Source organism: Roseobacter cerffii (assembly GCF_054226325.1).
Window position 1 is genome coordinate 3,213,502 of record NZ_CM135757.1, and the last position, 17,970, is coordinate 3,231,471.

Consider the following 17,970-nt stretch of genomic DNA (forward strand, 5'->3'; position numbering starts at 1 on the left):
GCGGCCTGAAAGCCCGCCCTACCGGCGCGCGGTGAAGAAGGCGCGCAGATAAGCCTCTGATTCTGCAGCGGCAATGCCGTCGAAGACTTCGGGCACATGGTGGCACTGCGGGTGCGCAAAGACACGTGCCCCCTGCGCGACACCTCCCGATTTGGGATCGCTCGCGCCATAGTACAACCGTGCGATCCGTGCCGACGCGATGGCCGCCGCGCACATGGCACAGGGCTCCAGTGTGACGTAGAGCGCGTGGTCGACCAAACGCTCAGAGCCTGCCGCCGCACAGGCTGCCCGGATGGCGAGGATTTCCGCATGGGCCGTCGGATCATTCAGCTCCCGCGTCCGGTTGCCCTCTGCCGCCGCCACCATACCTGACGGGTCTACAATCACAGCACCCACGGGCACCTCACCGCGCTTGGCGGCGGCGCGCGCTTCGCTAAGCGCCTGCTGCATATGGGTGTTGAATTCCATGGGCCCAATTGCCCGCAAAGCGCCCCCTTTCGCAAGCCCTGCAAAGCCGCTATGGCACGCCCATGTCCAAGCCAGCGACCCCAAAGGGCGACCGCATCGCCAAGATCCTCAGCCGCGCCGGTGTCGCCAGCCGCCGCGAGGCCGAGCGCATGATCGCGGCGGGCCGCGTCGCCGTGAACGGCAAGCTGATCGACAGCCCGGCGCTGAACGTGACCGAGCAAGACAAGATCGCCGTCGATGGCACGCCCGTGACCGAACCGGAACCACCCCGCCTCTGGCTCTTCCACAAGCCCACCGGCTTGGTCAGCACCGACAGCGACGAGAAGGGGCGCGAGACGATCTACTCCGCCCTGCCCGAGGACATGCCGCGGGTGATGAGCATCGGGCGGCTCGATCTCAACTCCGAAGGGCTCCTGCTTCTCACCAACGACGGCGGCATCAAGCGCGAGCTCGAGCTGCCCTCGACCGGCTGGCTGCGCCGTTACCGCGTGCGGGTGAACGGGCGGCCCACTGACGAGATGCTCGCGCCGCTGCGCAAGGGCCTATCGGTCGAAGGGGAGCAGTTTCAGCCAATGACCGTCACGCTCGACCGCCAGCAGGGCGCCAACGCCTGGCTCACCATCGGGCTGCGTGAAGGCAAGAACCGCGAAATCCGCCGCGCCTTGAGCGACATTGGCCTGACCGTGAACCGTCTGATCCGGATCAGCTATGGCCCCTTCCAGCTGGGCGAGCTGAAGCTCGGCGCCGTCGAAGAGGTGCGCCGCCGCATCCTGCGCGACCAGCTCGGTCTGGAAAAAAACGCACCGGAGCACGCAAAACCCACCCGCGCCACGCGGGCCCGCCGCGCGCGGCCACCACAGCGAAATCCCAAACACCGCGCGGGCAAACGCCGCTCTGACACCTGAGCGCGAAAATTCCCCGTAGCAAGCCAGCGCCCCCGCCCTCACATATGGAAAAACAGCGGTTTATCTGCGCACGCGGGCAAAAAGACCGTGGTACACCGCGCATTCCGCGGGCAGGATCACGGCAGGCTGGCGTGCCGGAGCGCATCCGCCTATATTCGCGGTAACGTCAGTCTGGGGAGACATCATGACGCCGAACACGATGCAGAAATTCGCCTTTGTGGCGCTGCTTGTCCTGATGACGGGCGTCGCCGCCGGCCTGCTGGGCGGTCTCTGACGGTATGGCCAAGCGGTTCGGCGGAAAATACAGCCCACAAGGCGCCCAGACGGAGGGCAACACACCCCGGCGCAGCGGTTTTGCGGGTGCCAAGGTCGATCCGGTGGGTGCGCGGGCGAACCTGATGTTCCTGCCTGCCGTCGTACTCCTGTTCATGTCGCTGACGCAAGGCGCGCTGGGGCTCAGCCTCGGCCTTGCAGGCACAGCTGCGCTGGCCCTCGGGGCCTGGCTCTTGCGCGGCGGGCTGGTGGCCGAAGCCGCCTATCTCGAACGCAAAGTGGCGCGCCGTCCCGCGATGCCGCGCAAGCTGGCCGCCGCCCTGATGGCCGGTGTGGGCACCGTACTCGCCGCCCTCAGCCACGATGGCAATCTCATCGCCGCCGTGCTCTTCGGCGTAGCAGCAAGTGGCCTGCATGTGGCCGCCTTCGGCATCGATCCGCTGAGCGACAAGGGAATGGAGGGCATCGACACTTTCCAGCAGGACCGCGTCGCCAAGGTGGTCGATGAGGCCGAAGCCCATATGGCCGCCATGACCGATGCACTAAAGCGCGCGGGCGACCGCCGGGTCACCGCCCGGATGCAGCAGTTTCAGGACGTGGTGCGCGACCTCATCCGCACGGTCGAGGATGACCCGCGCGATCTGACCGCGGCACGCAGATACCTGGGCGTTTACCTCCTGGGCGCCCGCGATGCCTCAGTGAAATTCGCCGACATCTATGCCCGCACCCAGGACACGCAGGCCCGCGACGACTACCTCGCCCTGCTGGATGACCTGGAAAAGAACTTCACCGACCGCACCACCAAGCTGATGCTGGACGATCACAGCGATCTGACGGTCGAAATCGAGGTCCTGCGGGACCGTCTGCAACGCGAAGGGGTGCGTCTGGACTGACGCGACCCGCAACAAAGGACTGAAATCTATGAGTGAATCGACACGCGAGAAAGCCGCACAGGACCTGAAGATGGTCGAAGAGGTCACCGCCGTTGTGCTGCCCGAACCGGCGGATGCCAATGCCATCGTGCCTATGGCCGAGGCCGATGCGCCGGTGAGTGCCGAGATCACCAAGCGCATGGCCGAGATCGACATGGGCGACACCAACTCCATCGTCGCCTTCGGCTCCCGCGCGCAAGTCGAGTTGCAGGAGATCAGCCAGGCCATGCTCGGCGGCGTGCGCAACAAGGACGTGGGCCCTGCCGGCGACAGCCTGCGCAATATCGTCACCACGATCCGTGGCTTTTCCATCGACGAGCTCGACGTGCGCCGCAAGCGCAGCTTCTGGGAGAAGCTGATGGGCAAGGCCGCGCCCTTCGCCAAGTTCACCGCGAAGTTCGAAGAGGTGCAGGACCAGATCGACCGCATCACCGACGAGCTCTTGAAGCACGAGCACACGCTGCTGAAAGACATCAAATCGCTCGACATGCTCTATGAAAAGACCCTGCAGTTCTATGACGAGCTCGCGCTCTACATCGCGGCGGGCGAAGAGAAACTCGCTGAACTCGATGAAAAAACCATCCCCGCCAAAGCCGCCGAGGTCGAGAAGGCGCCCGAGGATGATCAGGTGATGGTCGCACAAGAGCTGCGCGACCTGCGCGCCGCGCGTGACGATCTCGAGCGCCGGGTGCATGACCTGAAACTCACCCGCCAGGTCACCATGCAGTCCCTGCCCTCGATCCGTCTGGTGCAGGAAAACGACAAATCCCTGGTCACCAAGATCAACTCGACGCTGGTCAACACCGTGCCCCTCTGGGAGACGCAGTTGGCCCAGGCCGTCACGATCCAGCGCTCCTCCGAGGCCGCGCAGGCTGTGCGGCAAGCCAATGATCTGACCAACGAGCTGCTCACCGCCAATGCGAAAAACCTGCGCGAAAGCAACAAGGTGATCCGCGAGGAGATGGAGCGCGGTGTCTTCGACATTGAGGCGGTGAAACAGGCCAACGCCGATCTCATTGGCACCATCGAGGAATCACTGCAGATCGCGGATGAAGGCAAGGCCCGCCGCGCCGCCGCCGAGACCGAGCTTCAGGAGATGGAATCGAAGCTGCGCGACACGCTCGCCAGCGCAAAGGCCAAGGCCACCGGGCTCGGCGACACGGCCGCGACCTCCGTTCCGACCTGAGCACGGCATGGCGCCGCGGGGCACTCTCTTGCGCTGGGGCGCACTTGGATTTGCCGGCGCGGCGCTGGTGGCCTGTGACATTCCGCAGGCCCCGCTCGCCGTGAAAACACCACGCGCGCGGCCCAATATCCTCGCCGAAACCCAGCTCCAGCCCACGTCGGAAGAAAGCGCCGCCCTGCGCAGCTATCTCGTGCAGGTGCAGGCCGCCCAGCTCAGCCAGGGGCTCTTGCGCGAGGATGGCGGCGGAGCAGACACGCCCTTCACCGCCGCGATGCTGGCGCGCAATTTTGAGCGCATCGTGTTCTTCAACGAATACGAAAAGGCGCTGCAGGGCCGGGGCGGCGAGAGCCCGCTGCGCCGCTGGTCCGGGCCGGTGCGCGTCGGCACCATCTTCGGCAACTCGGTACCGCCCTCGCAGCGCAACGCCGATGGCACCGCCATCCGCAACTATGCCCGCCGCCTCGGCCAGATCACCGGCCACCCGATCATGAGTTTCGGCACGCCGAACTTCATCGTGATCGTGGCCAGCGAAGATGACCGCAGCGCAGCCCTCGACGCCGCCGCCGCCCGCGTACCCGGCATCACGCCCGAGAGCCTCAATGCCCTGCGCAGCCTTTCGCGCGACACCTACTGCGCCGTCGCCGCCTATGCCGCCGGATCCGATGCCAACACCTACACCGCCGCCGTCGCGGTGATCCGGGCCGAAAACCCCGGGCTTTTGCGCCTCAGCTGCATTCACGAAGAGATGGCGCAGGGCCTTGGCCTCGCCAACGACAGCAACGCCCGCCCGTCGATCTTCAACGATGACGACGAATTCGCGCTGCTGACCGAGCATGACGAGATGCTGCTCAAGATGCTTTATGATCCGCGCCTCAGCCCCGGCATGACTGCCGCCGAGGCCGCCCCCATCACCCGCACCATCGCGGGCGAACTCACGAACGGCCCCAGCTGAGGCCAAGTTGCAAAGGACTGACCGATATGGGTATTTTCGATTTTCTTTCCGGTGAATTCATCGACGTCATCCATTGGACGGACAACACCCGCGACACGATGGTCTGGCGGTTCGAGCGCGAGGGGCACGAGATCAAATACGGCGCCAAGCTCACCGTGCGCGAAGGCCAGGCTGCAGTTTTCGTGCATGAAGGCCAACTCGCGGATGTATTCACCCCCGGTCTCTACATGCTCGAGACCAACAACATGCCGATCATGACGACCCTGCAGCACTGGGACCATGGCTTTCGCAGCCCCTTCAAGTCCGAGATTTACTTCGTCAACACCACGCGGTTCAATGATCTCAAATGGGGCACGAAGAACCCGATCATCTGCCGTGATCCGGAGTTTGGTCCTGTGCGCCTGCGCGCCTTCGGCACCTATTCGATCAAAGTGTCCGATCCTGCGAAATTCCTTGTCGAGATCGTTGGCACCGACGGCGAATTCACCATGGATGAGATCAGTTTCCAGATCCGCAACATCCTCGTGCAGGAGTTCTCGCGCACCCTCGCGCGGGCGGGCATTCCGGTGATGGATATGGCCGCGAACACCCGCGAATTGGGCCAGCTTGTGGGCAAGGAAATCTCCGCCCAGCTTGGCGAATACGGGCTCGCCATGCCCGAGCTCTACATCGAAAACATCTCGCTGCCGCCCGCCGTCGAAGAGGTAATGGACAAACGCTCGTCCATGGGTGTGATCGGAAACCTCAACGAATACATGCAGTTCCAGGCCGCTGAGGCGCTCGGGCGCGAAGGGGCTGGCGCCGCCGCGATCCAGGCGGGCTTGGGCGCGGGCCTCGGCATGCAAATCGGCAACGCCGCCGCGCAACAGGCCGGGCCTTGGGGCGCGCGCACGGCCAGCCCCGCCGCCGTGCCGCCACCCCCACCCGTCGAACATGTCTGGCACGTTGCCGAGAATGGCCAGACCAAGGGCCCCTACTCCAAGGCGGCTCTTGGCCGCATGGCCTCCGATGGCGCGCTCACCCGCGAAAGCATGGTCTGGACCCCCGGCCAGGACGGCTGGATGCGCGCCGAAGACGTGGCCGAGCTGGCGCAGCTCTTCACTGTGCTGCCGCCCCCACCCCCGCCCCCGGCACCGTAAGATGCGGCAGGCGATCATCCCCGAGGCTCTGAAAGAGGCAGCGGCGGCGACCGGCTTCTCCCCCGCCATCCGCGCGGGGGACTTCCTCTTCCTGACCGGCGCCACCGGCGGTCGGCCAGACGGCACCATGCCCGAGAGCCCCGCCGATCAGACCCGCATCGCCCTCGACAAGGCCCAGACGGTGCTCGCTGCCGCGGGCGCGAATGAGGGCCACGTTGTGGAGATGACCAGCTATCACGTGGACATCGCCACCACCTTCGCTCCGGTGCAGACCACGCTCGAAGAGATCTTCACCCCGCCCCTGCCCGCCTGGACCGCCGTCGAGGTTGCGGGCCTGCGCCGCCCCGGCGCGCTGGTGGAATTCCGCCTCGTCGCCCACAGCCCGCAAGGGCGCCCCACATGACCCGCCGCCGTGCCACGATCCTGCTGCACTGGCTGGTGCTGACGCTGCTGATCCTGGCCCTGGCGGGTGGGTTGGAGAGCGCGGCGCTGAATGCCGCCTTCGGCATCGCCGGGTTGGCGATGTTCGCCCTCGCGGTTGCTTTCGGCCTTATGAACGGCCCCGGCCCCAAGCTGGAGGGCGCGTTGCGCGCCGCCCACCCCTGGCTCAGCCGTGGCATGTATGCGCTGCTCGCCTGGGCCTCCGTCGCCACATTGGCCGCCGCCTTCGGGACCACGCTGCCAGGCCCCAGCCCCCGCGACCTGATGGTGACGCTCGTGGCCGCCTCCGCCCTGCACGCCATTTTCCACCTCTGGCGCCATACGGCGCTCGGCGACGGCGCGCTGCGCCGCATGACCCCGAAATCTCTGCACGGCATGTTATGAGCACCGAGACCCGAGCGCCCCTGGTCGAACACCACTTCCCCTGTGACGCCTGCGGTGGCGATTTGCGCTTCGATCCGGGCACACGACAGCTGGTCTGCGACCACTGCGGCAACACCCAGAGCCTCGATGCAGGCCCCTGGGGTCAGACCCAGATCAAGGAGCTCGACTTCGAGGCCGCGCTGAACAAGGCCCTGCCCGCGATGGAGATGGAGGAGACCCGCGTCTCCAAATGCCCAAATTGCGCGGCGGAGGTCGAATTCGACCCGGATGTGCACGCCACCGAATGCCCCTTCTGTGCGACGCCCGTGGTCACCGACACCGGCACCCACCGACACATCAAGCCGCGCGGCGTGCTCCCCTTCGCCTTCGACGAGGCGACCGCGCGTGATGCGATGACCGAGTGGCTGGGCCGCCTCTGGTTCGCCCCGAATGGGCTGCAGGAGTACGCCCGCAAGGGCCGCAAAATGCAGGGCATCTACGTGCCCTATTGGACCTTCGATGCCGACACGACCAGCCAATACACCGGCGAGCGCGGCACCGTCTATTACGAGACCCACACGGTCATGCGCGACGGCAAACGCCAGCAGATCCGCGTGCCCAAGGTGCGCTGGCGCGGCGTGCGGGGCCGGGTCGCGCGGTTCTTCGACGATGTGCTTGTGCTGGCCTCCAAGTCACTGCCCAAGCGTTTCACCGACGCACTGGAACCCTGGGATCTCGGCGATATGCAACCCTACACGCCCGAGTACCTCGCAGGCTTCCGAGCCGAAGGCTATGCGGTGCCGCTGAAGGACGGCTTTGTCGAAGCCCGCCAGCGCATGGATCAGGTCATCGCCCGCGACATCCGCTTTGATATCGGGGGCGACCGCCAGCGCATCCACCGCGTCGACACTGACCTGCGCAATGTGACCTTCAAACACGTGCTGCTGCCCGTCTGGCTGGCCGCCTACAAGTACCGCGGCGAGACCTACCGCTTTGTGGTGAACGGCCGCACCGGCAAGGTCCAGGGCGAGCGCCCGTGGTCCACCGTCAAGATCGCCATCGCCGTGATCCTGGGGCTGATCGTGGCCGCCGCCGTCGGCTACGGCGCCGCTCTCAGCCAATAGGACCCCCATGCGCGCAGTTCTCCAACGGGTCTCCAAAGCCTCGGTCACGGTCGATGGCACAGTCATCGGCGACATCGGTCCGGGCCTTCTGATCCTGGTCTGCGCGATGCCCGGCGATGACGTGCAGACCGCCGAGAAGCTGGCTGCAAAGGTCAGCAAGCTGCGGCTCTTCAAGGACGACGCGGGCAAGATGAACCTGAGCCTTGCGCAGACCGGCGGCGGCGCGCTCGTGGTCAGCCAGTTCACGCTCGCTGCCGACACCTCGCGCGGCAACCGCCCGGGCTTTTCAGGCGCGGCCAAACCGGATCAGGCCCAAGCCCTCTACGAGCACTTCGCGAAGGCGCTGCAAGCCTTGGACATCCCGGTCGAGACTGGACGCTTCGGCGCGGATATGGCAGTGGCTCTGGTCAATGACGGCCCAGTCACCCTGTGGCTCGACACCGACCAGCCTTAGGGGGCACCCATGCACACCGCGGATTTGAAAGAACTGTTCTGGGCGGGCGTGAACGCCGTGCGCGGTGACAACGCGGTGCAAGCAGCCCTGGCCGCGCGCGCCTGCCCCCGACCCGACCAGATCGTGGCCGTCGGCAAGGCGGCCAGCGCCATGGCCCGTGCCGCCCATGCGGCCTTCCCGGACGCGCCGGTGCTTGTGGTGACCAAGTATCACCACGCCGAGGGCGCGCCGGAAAACGCCGAGATCATTGAAGCCGCACACCCGGTATTGGATGAGAACAGCCTCGCAGCAGGCGCGCGGCTTCTTGAGTTGATCTCCGGCATGGCACCAGGCAGCCATCTCCTGATGCTGGTCTCCGGCGGGGCGTCCGCGCTGGCGGAGGCGCCGGCGGAAGGTCTCGATCTGACCGCTTTGAAGGCACGCGCGCAAGAGATGCTGGCCTCGGGCGCAGATATCCACGCGATGAATGCGGCGCGCCGAGACATGAGCCGGATCAAGGGCGGCAAGCTGCTCGCGAGCTTCAAAGGGGACACCGTGACAACTCTGGCGATCTCGGATGTCGAAGGCGATGGTCTTGCCGTCATCGGGTCTGGCATCGGCGATGCCCCCGCAACGCCCAATTTTGCCTTCGATCCCCGGATCGTCGCAAGCAACGCCATCGCGCGACAGGCCGTTGCCGAGGCAGCCACCGGCGCGGGGCTGCATGTCGGCACAAATGACGAGACACTCTACGAGGACATCGCCGCGCTTGCGCCCCGCATCGGCACCAGACTGCGCACAGCAGAATCCGGCCTGCACATCTTCGGCGGCGAGCCCACTGTGGTGCTGCCGCCCGAACCGGGGCGCGGGGGGCGCAATCAGGCGCTGGCCCTGATGCTCGCGCGCGAGATCTCCGGACAGGCCGGTCTGCGCCTTCTCGTCGCTGGGACCGATGGAACGGACGGCCCAACAGATGCCGCGGGTGCGATTATAGACGGCGCCACGTGGGATGAAACGGCCCAGGACGCGCTCGACCGTGCAGATGCAGGCACGTGGCTCGATGCGCGCGGCGCCCTGCTGAAGACGGGACCCACCGGCACCAACGTGATGGATCTGGTGATCGCACTCAAAGACTGATGCGACCAGGGGTGGCCTGAAAGCCCACCCAACCTGCCAGTACAACCGTCAGCCACCGGCAGGTGACGGTGGGCTTTCAGGCCACCGCTCCCCACGCTTGACAACCGCGCGCGCGGCGGCAACCGTCCGCGCATGAGCACCACCCTCCGCGAGATCAAAGAGCTGACCGACCACGGGCTCACACTCTCCGACGGCACCCGTCTCTCTGCGCGCGTCTGGCGCCCGATGGATGCCGCCGAGCACCCCGTTCCGGTCATCCTGGAATACCTGCCCTACCGCAAGCGCGACGGCACCGTCGCCCGCGACGCGCTGACACATCCGTGGTTTGCTGCCCGCGGCTACGCCTGCGTGCGGGTCGACATGCGTGGCAATGGCGACAGCGAGGGGCTGATGCAGGATGAGTACACCCCGCAAGAGCTCTCTGATGCCGTCGAGGTGATCACCCTGCTGGCGGCAGAACCCTGGTGCTCGGGCACGGTTGGCATGATGGGCATCAGCTGGGGCGGCTTCAACGGGCTGCAGGTCGCAGCCCTGGCACCCGAGGCCTTGAAGGCGGTGATCACCCTCTGCTCCACCGTTGATCGTTTCGCGGACGATATCCACTACAAAGGCGGCTGCTTGCTGAACGAAAACCTCGGCTGGGGCGCCACGATGTGGTCCTACTCTTCGCGCGCGCCCGACCCGGCGCTGCGCGACGATTGGCGCGAAATCTGGCTGCAACGCCTTGAAAACGAACCCTTCCTGCCCAGCACCTGGTTGCGCCACCAGCGCCGCGACGCCTATTGGCAACACGGTTCGGTCTGCGAAGACTATAGCGCGATCAAGGCCAAGGTGCTGGCCATCGGCGGCTGGGGCGACGCCTACAAGAACGCCGTCCCGCAGCTCGTTCAGGCGCTGCCCGGCTGCAAAGGAATCGTGGGCCCCTGGGTGCACAAATACCCGCATTTCGCAGTGCCGGAGCCGCGCATCGGCTTTCTGCAAGAGGCGCTGCGCTGGTGGGACCGCTGGCTCAAGGACATCGACACCGGCGTCGAGGATGACCCGGACTACCGCGCTTACCTCATGGACAGCGCCCGCCCCGCCCGCTGGTACACGGACCGCCCCGGGCGCTGGGTGGCCGAGGCCGACGGCGCCACGGCGCATATCCCGCACCGCACGCTCTATCTGTCAAAACACGGGCTGTCCGACGGCCGGGGCCCAATCTCGGTTCCCGTCTGCTCGCCGCAGGATACGGGCGCCGAGGCCGGCGAATACTGCGCCATCTGGCTCGGTCCGGAAATGCCTGGCGATCAGCGTGAGGATGACGCGCGATCCGCCACCTTCAACACCGCCGCCTCCGATCAGGACACCGACATTTTCGGCGCGCCGAAGGTCCGCCTGCAGCTGACCAGCGATATGCCACAGGCACAGATCGCCGTGCGGCTTTGCGATGTGCATCCGGATGGCGCCTCGACCCGCATCACCTACGGCGTTCTGAACCTCAGCCATCGCGAAGACCCTGCTGACCCGCGCCCCATGCCTGTTGGCGCGCCCATGCCTGTGGAGCTCTGGCTCGACACCATCGCCTACCGTCTGCCGAAGGGGCACAGACTGCGGCTGTCGATCTCCAGCACGTACTGGCCGCTCATCTGGCCTGCCCCGCAGGCCGCCACGATCACACTGCAAGGCGGCAGCCTGCATCTGCCGGTACGTCGCACCGCGCGCCGCGATGAGGTCAGCTTTCCGCCGCCCGAAACCGCACCGCCCCAAAGCGTCGAAACGCTGCGGGACGCCACAAACAGCCGCACACGCGACGTCGATCTCAAGACCGGCACGGTCACGCTCCGGATCGAAGATGACTTCGGCAAACGCCGCGACCTCGATCACGGGCTCATCTCCGGCTCGACCGCCCGCGAGACGTGGTCGATCCACCCCGATGATCCGCTCTCGGCCCGCGGCACCTGCCACTGGACACAGGAGTTGGAGCGCGACGACATCCGCCTGCGCACCGAGACCAGCTGCGAGATGTGGTCAGACCCCACGCACTTCCATCTGACCGCCCGGCTCGAGGCCTATGAAAACGATACGCTGATCTACGACCGCGATCTCAGCGACAGCATCCCCCGCGACCATCTCTGAGACCACCGTGCTCGAATTCGGCCAAACCCCCTTGCGACCGGGTCAGAAATGCGCAAGCCTTGGCGCCAAATGAACAAAGCACGAAAACGTGCATCACCAACCGGGAGACACCAATGAACGACGAACTCAGATACCTCAGCACCCGTGTGACCAAGGGCCTGATGAGCCGCCGCGACTTCATCGGTCGCGCCGCCGCATTGGGTGTCACTGCCGCGATGGCCAACGCGATGATCGCAAGCCAGGTCCGGGCCGACGGGCCCAAGAAGGGCGGCACCCTGCGCATGGCAGCCCAGGGCGGGTCCACCACCGACAGCCTCGATCCGGCCCTTGCAACAAACACCGTGGCCCTGCAGGCCGCGCGCTTCTGGGGCGAACCGCTGGTCGAGCTTGATGACGACGGTGGCATCACCGGTAAGGTCGCGGAAAGCTTCGAAGGCTCGGATGACGCGAAAGTCTGGCGCTTCAAGCTGCGCCAAGGGATCACCTTCTCGAACGGCCAGGACGTGGCCGCGCAGGACGTGGTCGAAACGCTCGACCGGCACGCTGGCGAGGACACGAAATCAGGTGCGCTTGGCCTCCTGCGCGACATCGACGACGTGCGCGCTGACGGCGATACCGTTGAAATCACACTGAAAAGCCCCAATGCCGACCTGCCCTATCTGATGACGGATTATCACCTGATGATCCAGCCGGGCGGCGGCAAGGAGGACCCGACCGCCGCCATCGGCACCGGCCCCTACATCATGAAGGAAGTGGACATGGGCGTCCGCTTCGTGGCCGAGAAGAACCCCAACTACTGGGGTGATCTGGGCAACGCCGAAACCATCGAGATGCTGGTGCTGAACGACAACACCGCCCGCGTCGCCGCCCTGCAATCGGGCCAGGTGGACCTGATCGACCGCGTGCCGCCGCGCACCGCCGGCCTCGTGGCCCGCGCGCCCAACATCACCGTGCACCAGACCTCCGGGCCCGGGCACTACGTCTTCATCATGCACTGCAACACCGCGCCCTTCGACAACAACGACCTGCGGCTGGCGCTGAAGCACGCGATTAACCGGCAGGAGATGGTCGACAAGATCCTCTTCGGCTATGGCTCGGTGGGCAACGACACGCCCATCAACGCCTCCTACCCCTTCTACACCGAATTCGAACAGCGCGAGTTCGACCCCGAGAAGGCAAAGTTCCACTTCGACAAGGCGGGCGTCGATGGCCCGATCCTGCTGCGCACCTCCGAGAACTCCTTCCCGGGCGCCGTCGATGCCTCCGCGCTCTTCCAGCAGTCCTGCCAGGCCGCAGGCATCCCGCTGGAGATCAAGCGCGAGCCCAATGACGGCTACTGGTCCGAGGTCTGGAACGTGCAGCCCTTCTGCACCTCCTACTGGGGCGGCCGGCCGACGCAGGACCAGATGTTCTCCACCGCCTACCAGTCCTCGGCCGACTGGAACGACACGCGCTTCTTCAACGAACAGTTCGACCAGCTGCTCGTCGCCGCGCGCGCCGAGCTCGACCAGGCCAAACGCACGCAGATGTATGCCGACATGGGCACGCTCCTGCGCGACGAAGGCGGGCTCATCTGCCCGATGTTCAACGACTTCATCGAAGCCAGCAGCGACCGTGTCGCGGGCTTCATCGAAGGCGTGAAGGGCTTCAGCCTGATGCACAACTACGCGCCCATGAGGATGTGGGTCGTATAAGCAGATGTCCCCTATGATGCAGCTTTTGATCCAGCGCCTGGCGCTGGGTCTGCTGCTCCTCATCCTGGTCTCGATCCTGATCTTCGCAGGCACGATGATCCTGCCCGGCGATGTGGCCCAGCAAATCCTCGGCCAGTCCGCCACCCCCGAAGCCCTCGCCAACCTTCGCGCCGAACTGGGGCTCAACGAGCCAGCCCTTACCCGCTATTTCGACTGGCTGGGCGGTATCCTGACCGGCGATCTCGGCACCGCCCTCACCTCCGGGCGCAGCATCTCCGAAGACATCGGCAGACGCCTCTCTAACACCCTCTTTCTCGCCTTCTGGGCCGCGGTGATAGCCGTGCCGCTGGCGATCTTCCTCGGCCTCCTCGCCGTCCGCTACAAGGACCGTTGGCCCGACAAGCTGATCTCCGCCGTCACCCTCACCACCATCTCGATCCCGGAGTTCATGATCGGCTACGTGCTGATCTACTGGATCTCGATCCAGCTCGGATGGTTCCCGTCCGTGGCGATCATCAACGACAGCATGAGCGTGTGGCAAAAGCTCAACGCCATCGCCGTGCCCGTGATGGTGCTCACCCTCGTGGTGCTCGCCCACATGATGCGCATGACCCGCGCCGCGATCCTCAACGTCATGCAATCCGCCTACATCGAAACCGCCGAGCTCAAGGGCCTCGGCATGCTCAAGATCATCCGCAAGCACGCCTTCCCCAACGCCATCGCGCCCATCGTGAACGTGGTGATGCTGAACCTCGCCTATCTGGTGGTGGGCGTCGTGGTGGTCGAGGTGGTCTTCGCCTACCCCGGCATGGGGCAGTACCTGGTGGACCATGTGAGCAAACGCGACGTGCCGGTGGTGCAGGCCTGCGGGCTGATCTTCGCCGCGGTCTACATCGGGTTGAACCTCATCGCGGATCTAGTGTCGATCCTCACCAATCCCAGATTGAGACACCCAAAATGACCACACAAATCAGAGATTTGACGCGGTCATTTCGTGCGGACCCCGGCGTCCCGCAGGGGCGCCGCGTGCGGACAGAGCGGGTTTGCAACGCAAACCTGCGGAGTCCGCCTCCCCCTCTCCATTTCAAGCCCCAAACAAGGGACGGCGGGCGGGGCGCCTTGCGCGCCAGCGCAACAGCGCCGTCCCGCCGCCACCCCCGAAAGCTGCAAACATGAGAGTCCCCCTCGCCGCCCTCATCGGCCTCTTTTTCACCAGCCTCTTCTTCCTTGTGGCCATCTTCGCCCCGCTCATCGCCCCCTACGGCATGGCCGAAGTCGTCGGTGACGTGTGGGAGCCTCCCTCGGATCAGTTCCTCCTCGGCACCGACAGCATCGGGCGCGACCTGCTCTCGCGCATGATCTACGGCGGCCAGACCACGATCTTCATCGCCACCGCCGCCACCGCCCTCAGCTTCGTCCTCGGTTCCGTCCTCGGTTTCTTCGCAGCCGTCTCCGGCGGCTGGATCGACCAGACTCTCAGCCGCTTCGTCGACCTCATCATGTCGATCCCCACGCTGATATTCGCCCTCGTCGTGCTCTCGGTCATGCCCACCACCATCACCATCCTGATCGTGCTCATGGGCCTTTTGGACAGCACCCGCGTCTACCGCCTCGCCCGCGCCGTCGCCGTCGACATCACGGTCATGGACTACGTCGAAGCCGCCCGGCTCAGGGGCGAGAAAATCGGCTGGATCATCTTCCGCGAAACCCTGCCCAACGCGCTCTCGCCCCTCGTCGCTGAAATGGGCCTGCGCTTTATCTTCGCCGTGCTCTTCGTCTCCACGCTCAGCTTCCTGGGCTTGGGCGTGCAACCCCCACAAGCCGACTGGGGCGGGATCGTGAAGGAAAACAAGGAAGGCATCAACTACGGCATCGCCGCAGCGCTCTACCCCGCCTTCGCCATCGCCGTCCTCTGCATCTCCATCAACCTCGTGGCCGACTGGGTGCTCAACCGCACCACCTCGCTGAAGGGAGGAAGAGGATGAGCATCAGCCTCTCAAGGGTCGGCGGGTGGGCGCCTTTGGCGCAGCCAAACAGACCAGCCGACGCCCCGATCAAGGACACCCCATGACCGACCCGCTCCTGAAAGTCCGTGGCCTCAAGATCGGCGCCACCATCTACCCGCCCGGTGAGAAATCCCGCGACATCGAGATCGTGCACGGCGTCGACTTCGACCTTGCCCCCGGCAAGGTCCTCGGCCTCATCGGCGAATCCGGGGCCGGCAAATCCACCATCGGCCTCGCCTCCATGGCCTATGGGCGCGGCGGTGTCGAAATCACGGGCGGCAGCGTCGAAGTGAACGGGCGCGACATCCTGCAAGCCCCCTTCAGCGACGTGCGCAAACTCCGCGGCGGCGAGGTGACCTACGTCAGCCAATCCGCCGCCGCCTCCTTCAACCCCGCCAAGCAGATCATGGAGCAGGTCACCGAAGCGGCGATCTTCCAGAACAAGTTCACGAAGACCCAAGCCGAGGCCCGCGCCGTGGAGCTTTTCCGCAAGCTCGGCCTGCCCGATCCCGAAAACATCGGCTCCCGCTACCCGCACCAGGTCTCCGGCGGCCAGCTCCAGCGCTGCATGACCGCGCTGGCCCTCTGCCCCGAGCCCGATCTGGTGGTCTTTGACGAGCCCACCACCGCCCTCGATGTCACCACCCAGATCGACGTGCTCGCCGCCATCAAGGAAGCGATCCGCGACACCGGGGTCGCCGCCCTCTACATCACCCATGATCTCGCCGTGGTGGCCCAGGTCTCCGACCACATCATGGTGCTCCAGCAGGGCGCCATGGTCGAATACGGCACCACCGGCCAGATCATCAACAACCCGCAAGAAGACTACACCAAGGCGCTCGTCTCCGTGCGCTCGATCCGCCACGAGGAAAAGCAACCGACGAACACCCCCGTCCTGCGCGTCGAGAACATCACCGCCCGCTACAAGGGCACCGATTTCGACGTGCTGAAAAACATCACCGTCGATCTGCACCCCGGCCAGACCCTCGCGGTGGTGGGCGAGTCGGGCTCCGGCAAATCCACCCTCGCCCGCGTCATCACCGGCCTGCTGCCGCCCAGCGCCGGGCAGATCACCTTCGACGGGCGCACGCTCACACCCGACCTGGCCACCCGGCCCCTCGACGACCTGCGCGAACTGCAGATGATCTACCAGATGGCCGACACCGCGATGAACCCGCGCCAGACCGTGGGCACGATCATCGGCCGCCCGCTCGAGTTCTACTTCGGCCTCAAGGGCGCCGAGAAACAAAAACGCATCCAGGAGTTGCTCGACCAGATCGAACTGGGCTCGGGCTTCCAGGACCGCTACCCGGCGGAACTCTCCGGCGGCCAGAAACAGCGCGTCTGCATCGCCCGCGCGCTCGCCGCCAAGCCCAAGCTGATCATCTGCGACGAAGTCACCTCCGCGCTCGACCCGCTGGTGGCCGACGGCATCCTCAAGCTGCTGCTGGACCTGCAAGACCGCGAAGACGTGGCCTATCTCTTCATCACCCACGATCTCGCGACCGTGCGCGCCATCGCCGACAGCATCGCGGTGATGTATCAGGGCAGCGTCGTGCGCTACGGACCCAAGTCCGAAGTCCTCAGCCCGCCCTTTGACGATTACACCGACCTTTTGTTGAGTTCTGTGCCGGAAATGAAGCTCGGCTGGCTCGAAGAGGTGCTGAAACATCGCAAAATGGAAAGTGCTGGCAACTAAGGGCACGCGCTTTAGCCTGCCATCAGAGCGGTCCGAGAGACTTCCGCTCGGTCCACTTACACCAGCTCACTCTATCGCAGGACCAACACCTAGATGACCGCTGTGCTGCAGCGGATCAGTCAAACACCGGCTCCCGACACAGCTCAGCCTGGATGATCCTGCCATCATTCGTCACCGTCTTGGTGACAAACTCATAGCAATCCTCTCTGCCCGAAGGCGCATAGCGAATGTAGTACGCCACGCCTTGATATTCGTAATCCATGCTGCGGTGTCCATCATCGCCCTGCGTAAAGACGAGAGTATCGACCCCTCCGCGCGGCGGACGCCCGGGCGCGACGTCGTCACCTCTCATCGACACAAGCGGTCGCACGCGCGGGAGGCTCTCGAAGTCCGGGACTTCGCCCATCAAGCACTGCACAATATAGGGCGCCTCATCCGAGGTGTGATACCGATACCCGAAGGTCTCGTCCGGCTGGCCGTTGCAGACATCCAGCGCCCCCTCGGCGATCATGCTGCCGTCCGGATTGTTGTCTCCGTAGATCGGGAAGCCGTCGAAACCCCATCCGATGATCGCGTCGTCGCCCGCATTCGCCATGGCCTCGATCATGCAGGTTGGTTTGACATGATAGTGATAGTCATCGCCGCGCCCCGCATGCCCGCCGCAGGCGTCGAGCTGATGCGTCTGCAGCGTGTCATGCCGGGCCTGATGATGCGCCAGATCAGCTTCACTCATCTCGCCGCCTGCCGTGTAGTCGTAGATCGGCACGCCATTCACGGCGACCCCCAGAGCCGCATCGCGGGTCAGCGGGCGTCTTCCCAGGACCGGCGACAGGATGATGGGCGCGGCATACTCGGCGGGAACCGGCACCTGCTCATTGGTGCCGATGATCCCTGTCATCATGTCGTGATCGGGATAGGTGTCTGAGGTGATCGTTGCATGGCTGTCCGAACAAGACACGGTCACGCTGTCACTGAACCCGGCCTCTGCGACCGATGCGGCGATGGCCGCACAGTGGTCATCATGGGCGCGCGCCGGCCCGATCATCGTGATCATCACCAGGGAAAAGCAGGACCAAAAGATACGGAACATGCGGCAATCT

General features: G+C 65.3%; 17 protein-coding genes. 15 read left to right on the plus strand and 2 right to left on the minus strand.

Translation table 11 applies throughout. From position 1 onward, the window contains the following. Positions 1 to 18: 18 nt before the first annotated feature. Complete coding sequence (locus tag ACVC7O_RS15620) at positions 19 to 468, minus strand: nucleoside deaminase (protein WP_458323039.1); 450 nt, start codon at positions 466 to 468, stop codon at positions 19 to 21. Between the two features lie 62 nt (positions 469 to 530). Here ACVC7O_RS15620 and ACVC7O_RS15625 point away from each other — a divergent pair, with 62 nt between their 5' ends. From ACVC7O_RS15625 to ACVC7O_RS15695, 15 genes are all read left to right on the plus strand, one after another. Further along, on the plus strand, positions 531 to 1,373 hold the full coding sequence (locus ACVC7O_RS15625) for a pseudouridine synthase (RefSeq protein WP_458323040.1): 843 nt from the start codon (positions 531 to 533) through the stop codon (positions 1,371 to 1,373). A 278-nt stretch (positions 1,374 to 1,651) separates the two neighbouring features. Next, a complete protein-coding gene (locus tag ACVC7O_RS15630) occupies positions 1,652 to 2,539 on the plus strand; it encodes a 5-bromo-4-chloroindolyl phosphate hydrolysis family protein (protein WP_458323041.1) in 888 nt (295 codons plus the stop codon). A 28-nt stretch (positions 2,540 to 2,567) separates the two neighbouring features. Further along, entirely contained in the window at positions 2,568 to 3,764 is a 1,197-nt protein-coding gene (locus tag ACVC7O_RS15635; RefSeq protein ID WP_458323042.1) for a toxic anion resistance protein, read from the plus strand. Between the two features lie 7 nt (positions 3,765 to 3,771). Beyond that, entirely contained in the window at positions 3,772 to 4,716 is a 945-nt protein-coding gene (locus ACVC7O_RS15640) for a DUF2927 domain-containing protein (RefSeq protein WP_458323043.1), read from the plus strand. A gap of 26 nt (positions 4,717 to 4,742) precedes the next feature. After that, positions 4,743 to 5,855, plus strand: coding sequence for an SPFH domain-containing protein (locus ACVC7O_RS15645; protein ID WP_458323044.1), 1,113 nt, complete (start codon positions 4,743 to 4,745; stop codon positions 5,853 to 5,855). A 1-nt stretch (position 5,856) separates the two neighbouring features. Then, a complete protein-coding gene (locus ACVC7O_RS15650) occupies positions 5,857 to 6,258 on the plus strand; it encodes a Rid family hydrolase (RefSeq protein WP_458323045.1) in 402 nt (133 codons plus the stop codon). After that, positions 6,255 to 6,680, plus strand: a complete 426-nt coding sequence (locus ACVC7O_RS15655) for a hypothetical protein (protein WP_458323046.1) — start codon at positions 6,255 to 6,257, stop codon at positions 6,678 to 6,680. Before ACVC7O_RS15650 ends, ACVC7O_RS15655 begins: the two co-directional genes overlap by 4 nt. Continuing rightward, a complete protein-coding gene (locus ACVC7O_RS15660) occupies positions 6,677 to 7,783 on the plus strand; it encodes a primosomal protein N' (replication factor Y) - superfamily II helicase (RefSeq protein WP_458323047.1) in 1,107 nt (368 codons plus the stop codon). The genes ACVC7O_RS15655 and ACVC7O_RS15660 overlap by 4 nt, the downstream gene beginning before the upstream one ends. A 7-nt stretch (positions 7,784 to 7,790) precedes the next feature. Then, the gene (gene dtd, locus ACVC7O_RS15665) at positions 7,791 to 8,237 is read left to right on the plus strand and encodes a D-aminoacyl-tRNA deacylase (RefSeq protein WP_458323048.1); all 447 of its coding nucleotides are present in this window, start codon (positions 7,791 to 7,793) and stop codon (positions 8,235 to 8,237) included. 9 nt (positions 8,238 to 8,246) lie between these two features. Further along, entirely contained in the window at positions 8,247 to 9,353 is a 1,107-nt protein-coding gene (locus tag ACVC7O_RS15670) for a glycerate kinase type-2 family protein (protein WP_458323049.1), read from the plus strand. 132 nt (positions 9,354 to 9,485) lie between these two features. Next, positions 9,486 to 11,471 carry a CocE/NonD family hydrolase gene (locus tag ACVC7O_RS15675; protein WP_458323050.1) on the plus strand — a complete coding sequence of 662 codons (1,986 nt, stop codon included), beginning with the start codon at positions 9,486 to 9,488 and terminating at the stop codon, positions 11,469 to 11,471. 113 nt (positions 11,472 to 11,584) lie between these two features. After that, entirely contained in the window at positions 11,585 to 13,165 is a 1,581-nt protein-coding gene (locus ACVC7O_RS15680; protein WP_458323051.1) for an ABC transporter substrate-binding protein, read from the plus strand. Positions 13,166 to 13,169: 4 nt separating this feature from the next. Then, the gene (locus ACVC7O_RS15685; protein WP_458323052.1) at positions 13,170 to 14,126 is read left to right on the plus strand and encodes an ABC transporter permease; all 957 of its coding nucleotides are present in this window, start codon (positions 13,170 to 13,172) and stop codon (positions 14,124 to 14,126) included. A gap of 211 nt (positions 14,127 to 14,337) precedes the next feature. Further along, positions 14,338 to 15,150, plus strand: a complete 813-nt coding sequence (locus tag ACVC7O_RS15690) for an ABC transporter permease (RefSeq protein WP_458323053.1) — start codon at positions 14,338 to 14,340, stop codon at positions 15,148 to 15,150. Between the two features lie 82 nt (positions 15,151 to 15,232). Then, on the plus strand, positions 15,233 to 16,870 hold the full coding sequence (locus tag ACVC7O_RS15695) for an ABC transporter ATP-binding protein (RefSeq protein WP_458323054.1): 1,638 nt from the start codon (positions 15,233 to 15,235) through the stop codon (positions 16,868 to 16,870). A 115-nt stretch (positions 16,871 to 16,985) separates the two neighbouring features. Here the strand turns inward: ACVC7O_RS15695 and ACVC7O_RS15700 are convergent, their stop codons facing one another. Next, on the minus strand, positions 16,986 to 17,960 hold the full coding sequence (locus ACVC7O_RS15700) for a YHYH protein (protein ID WP_458323055.1): 975 nt from the start codon (positions 17,958 to 17,960) through the stop codon (positions 16,986 to 16,988). Positions 17,961 to 17,970: the final 10 nt, after the last annotated feature.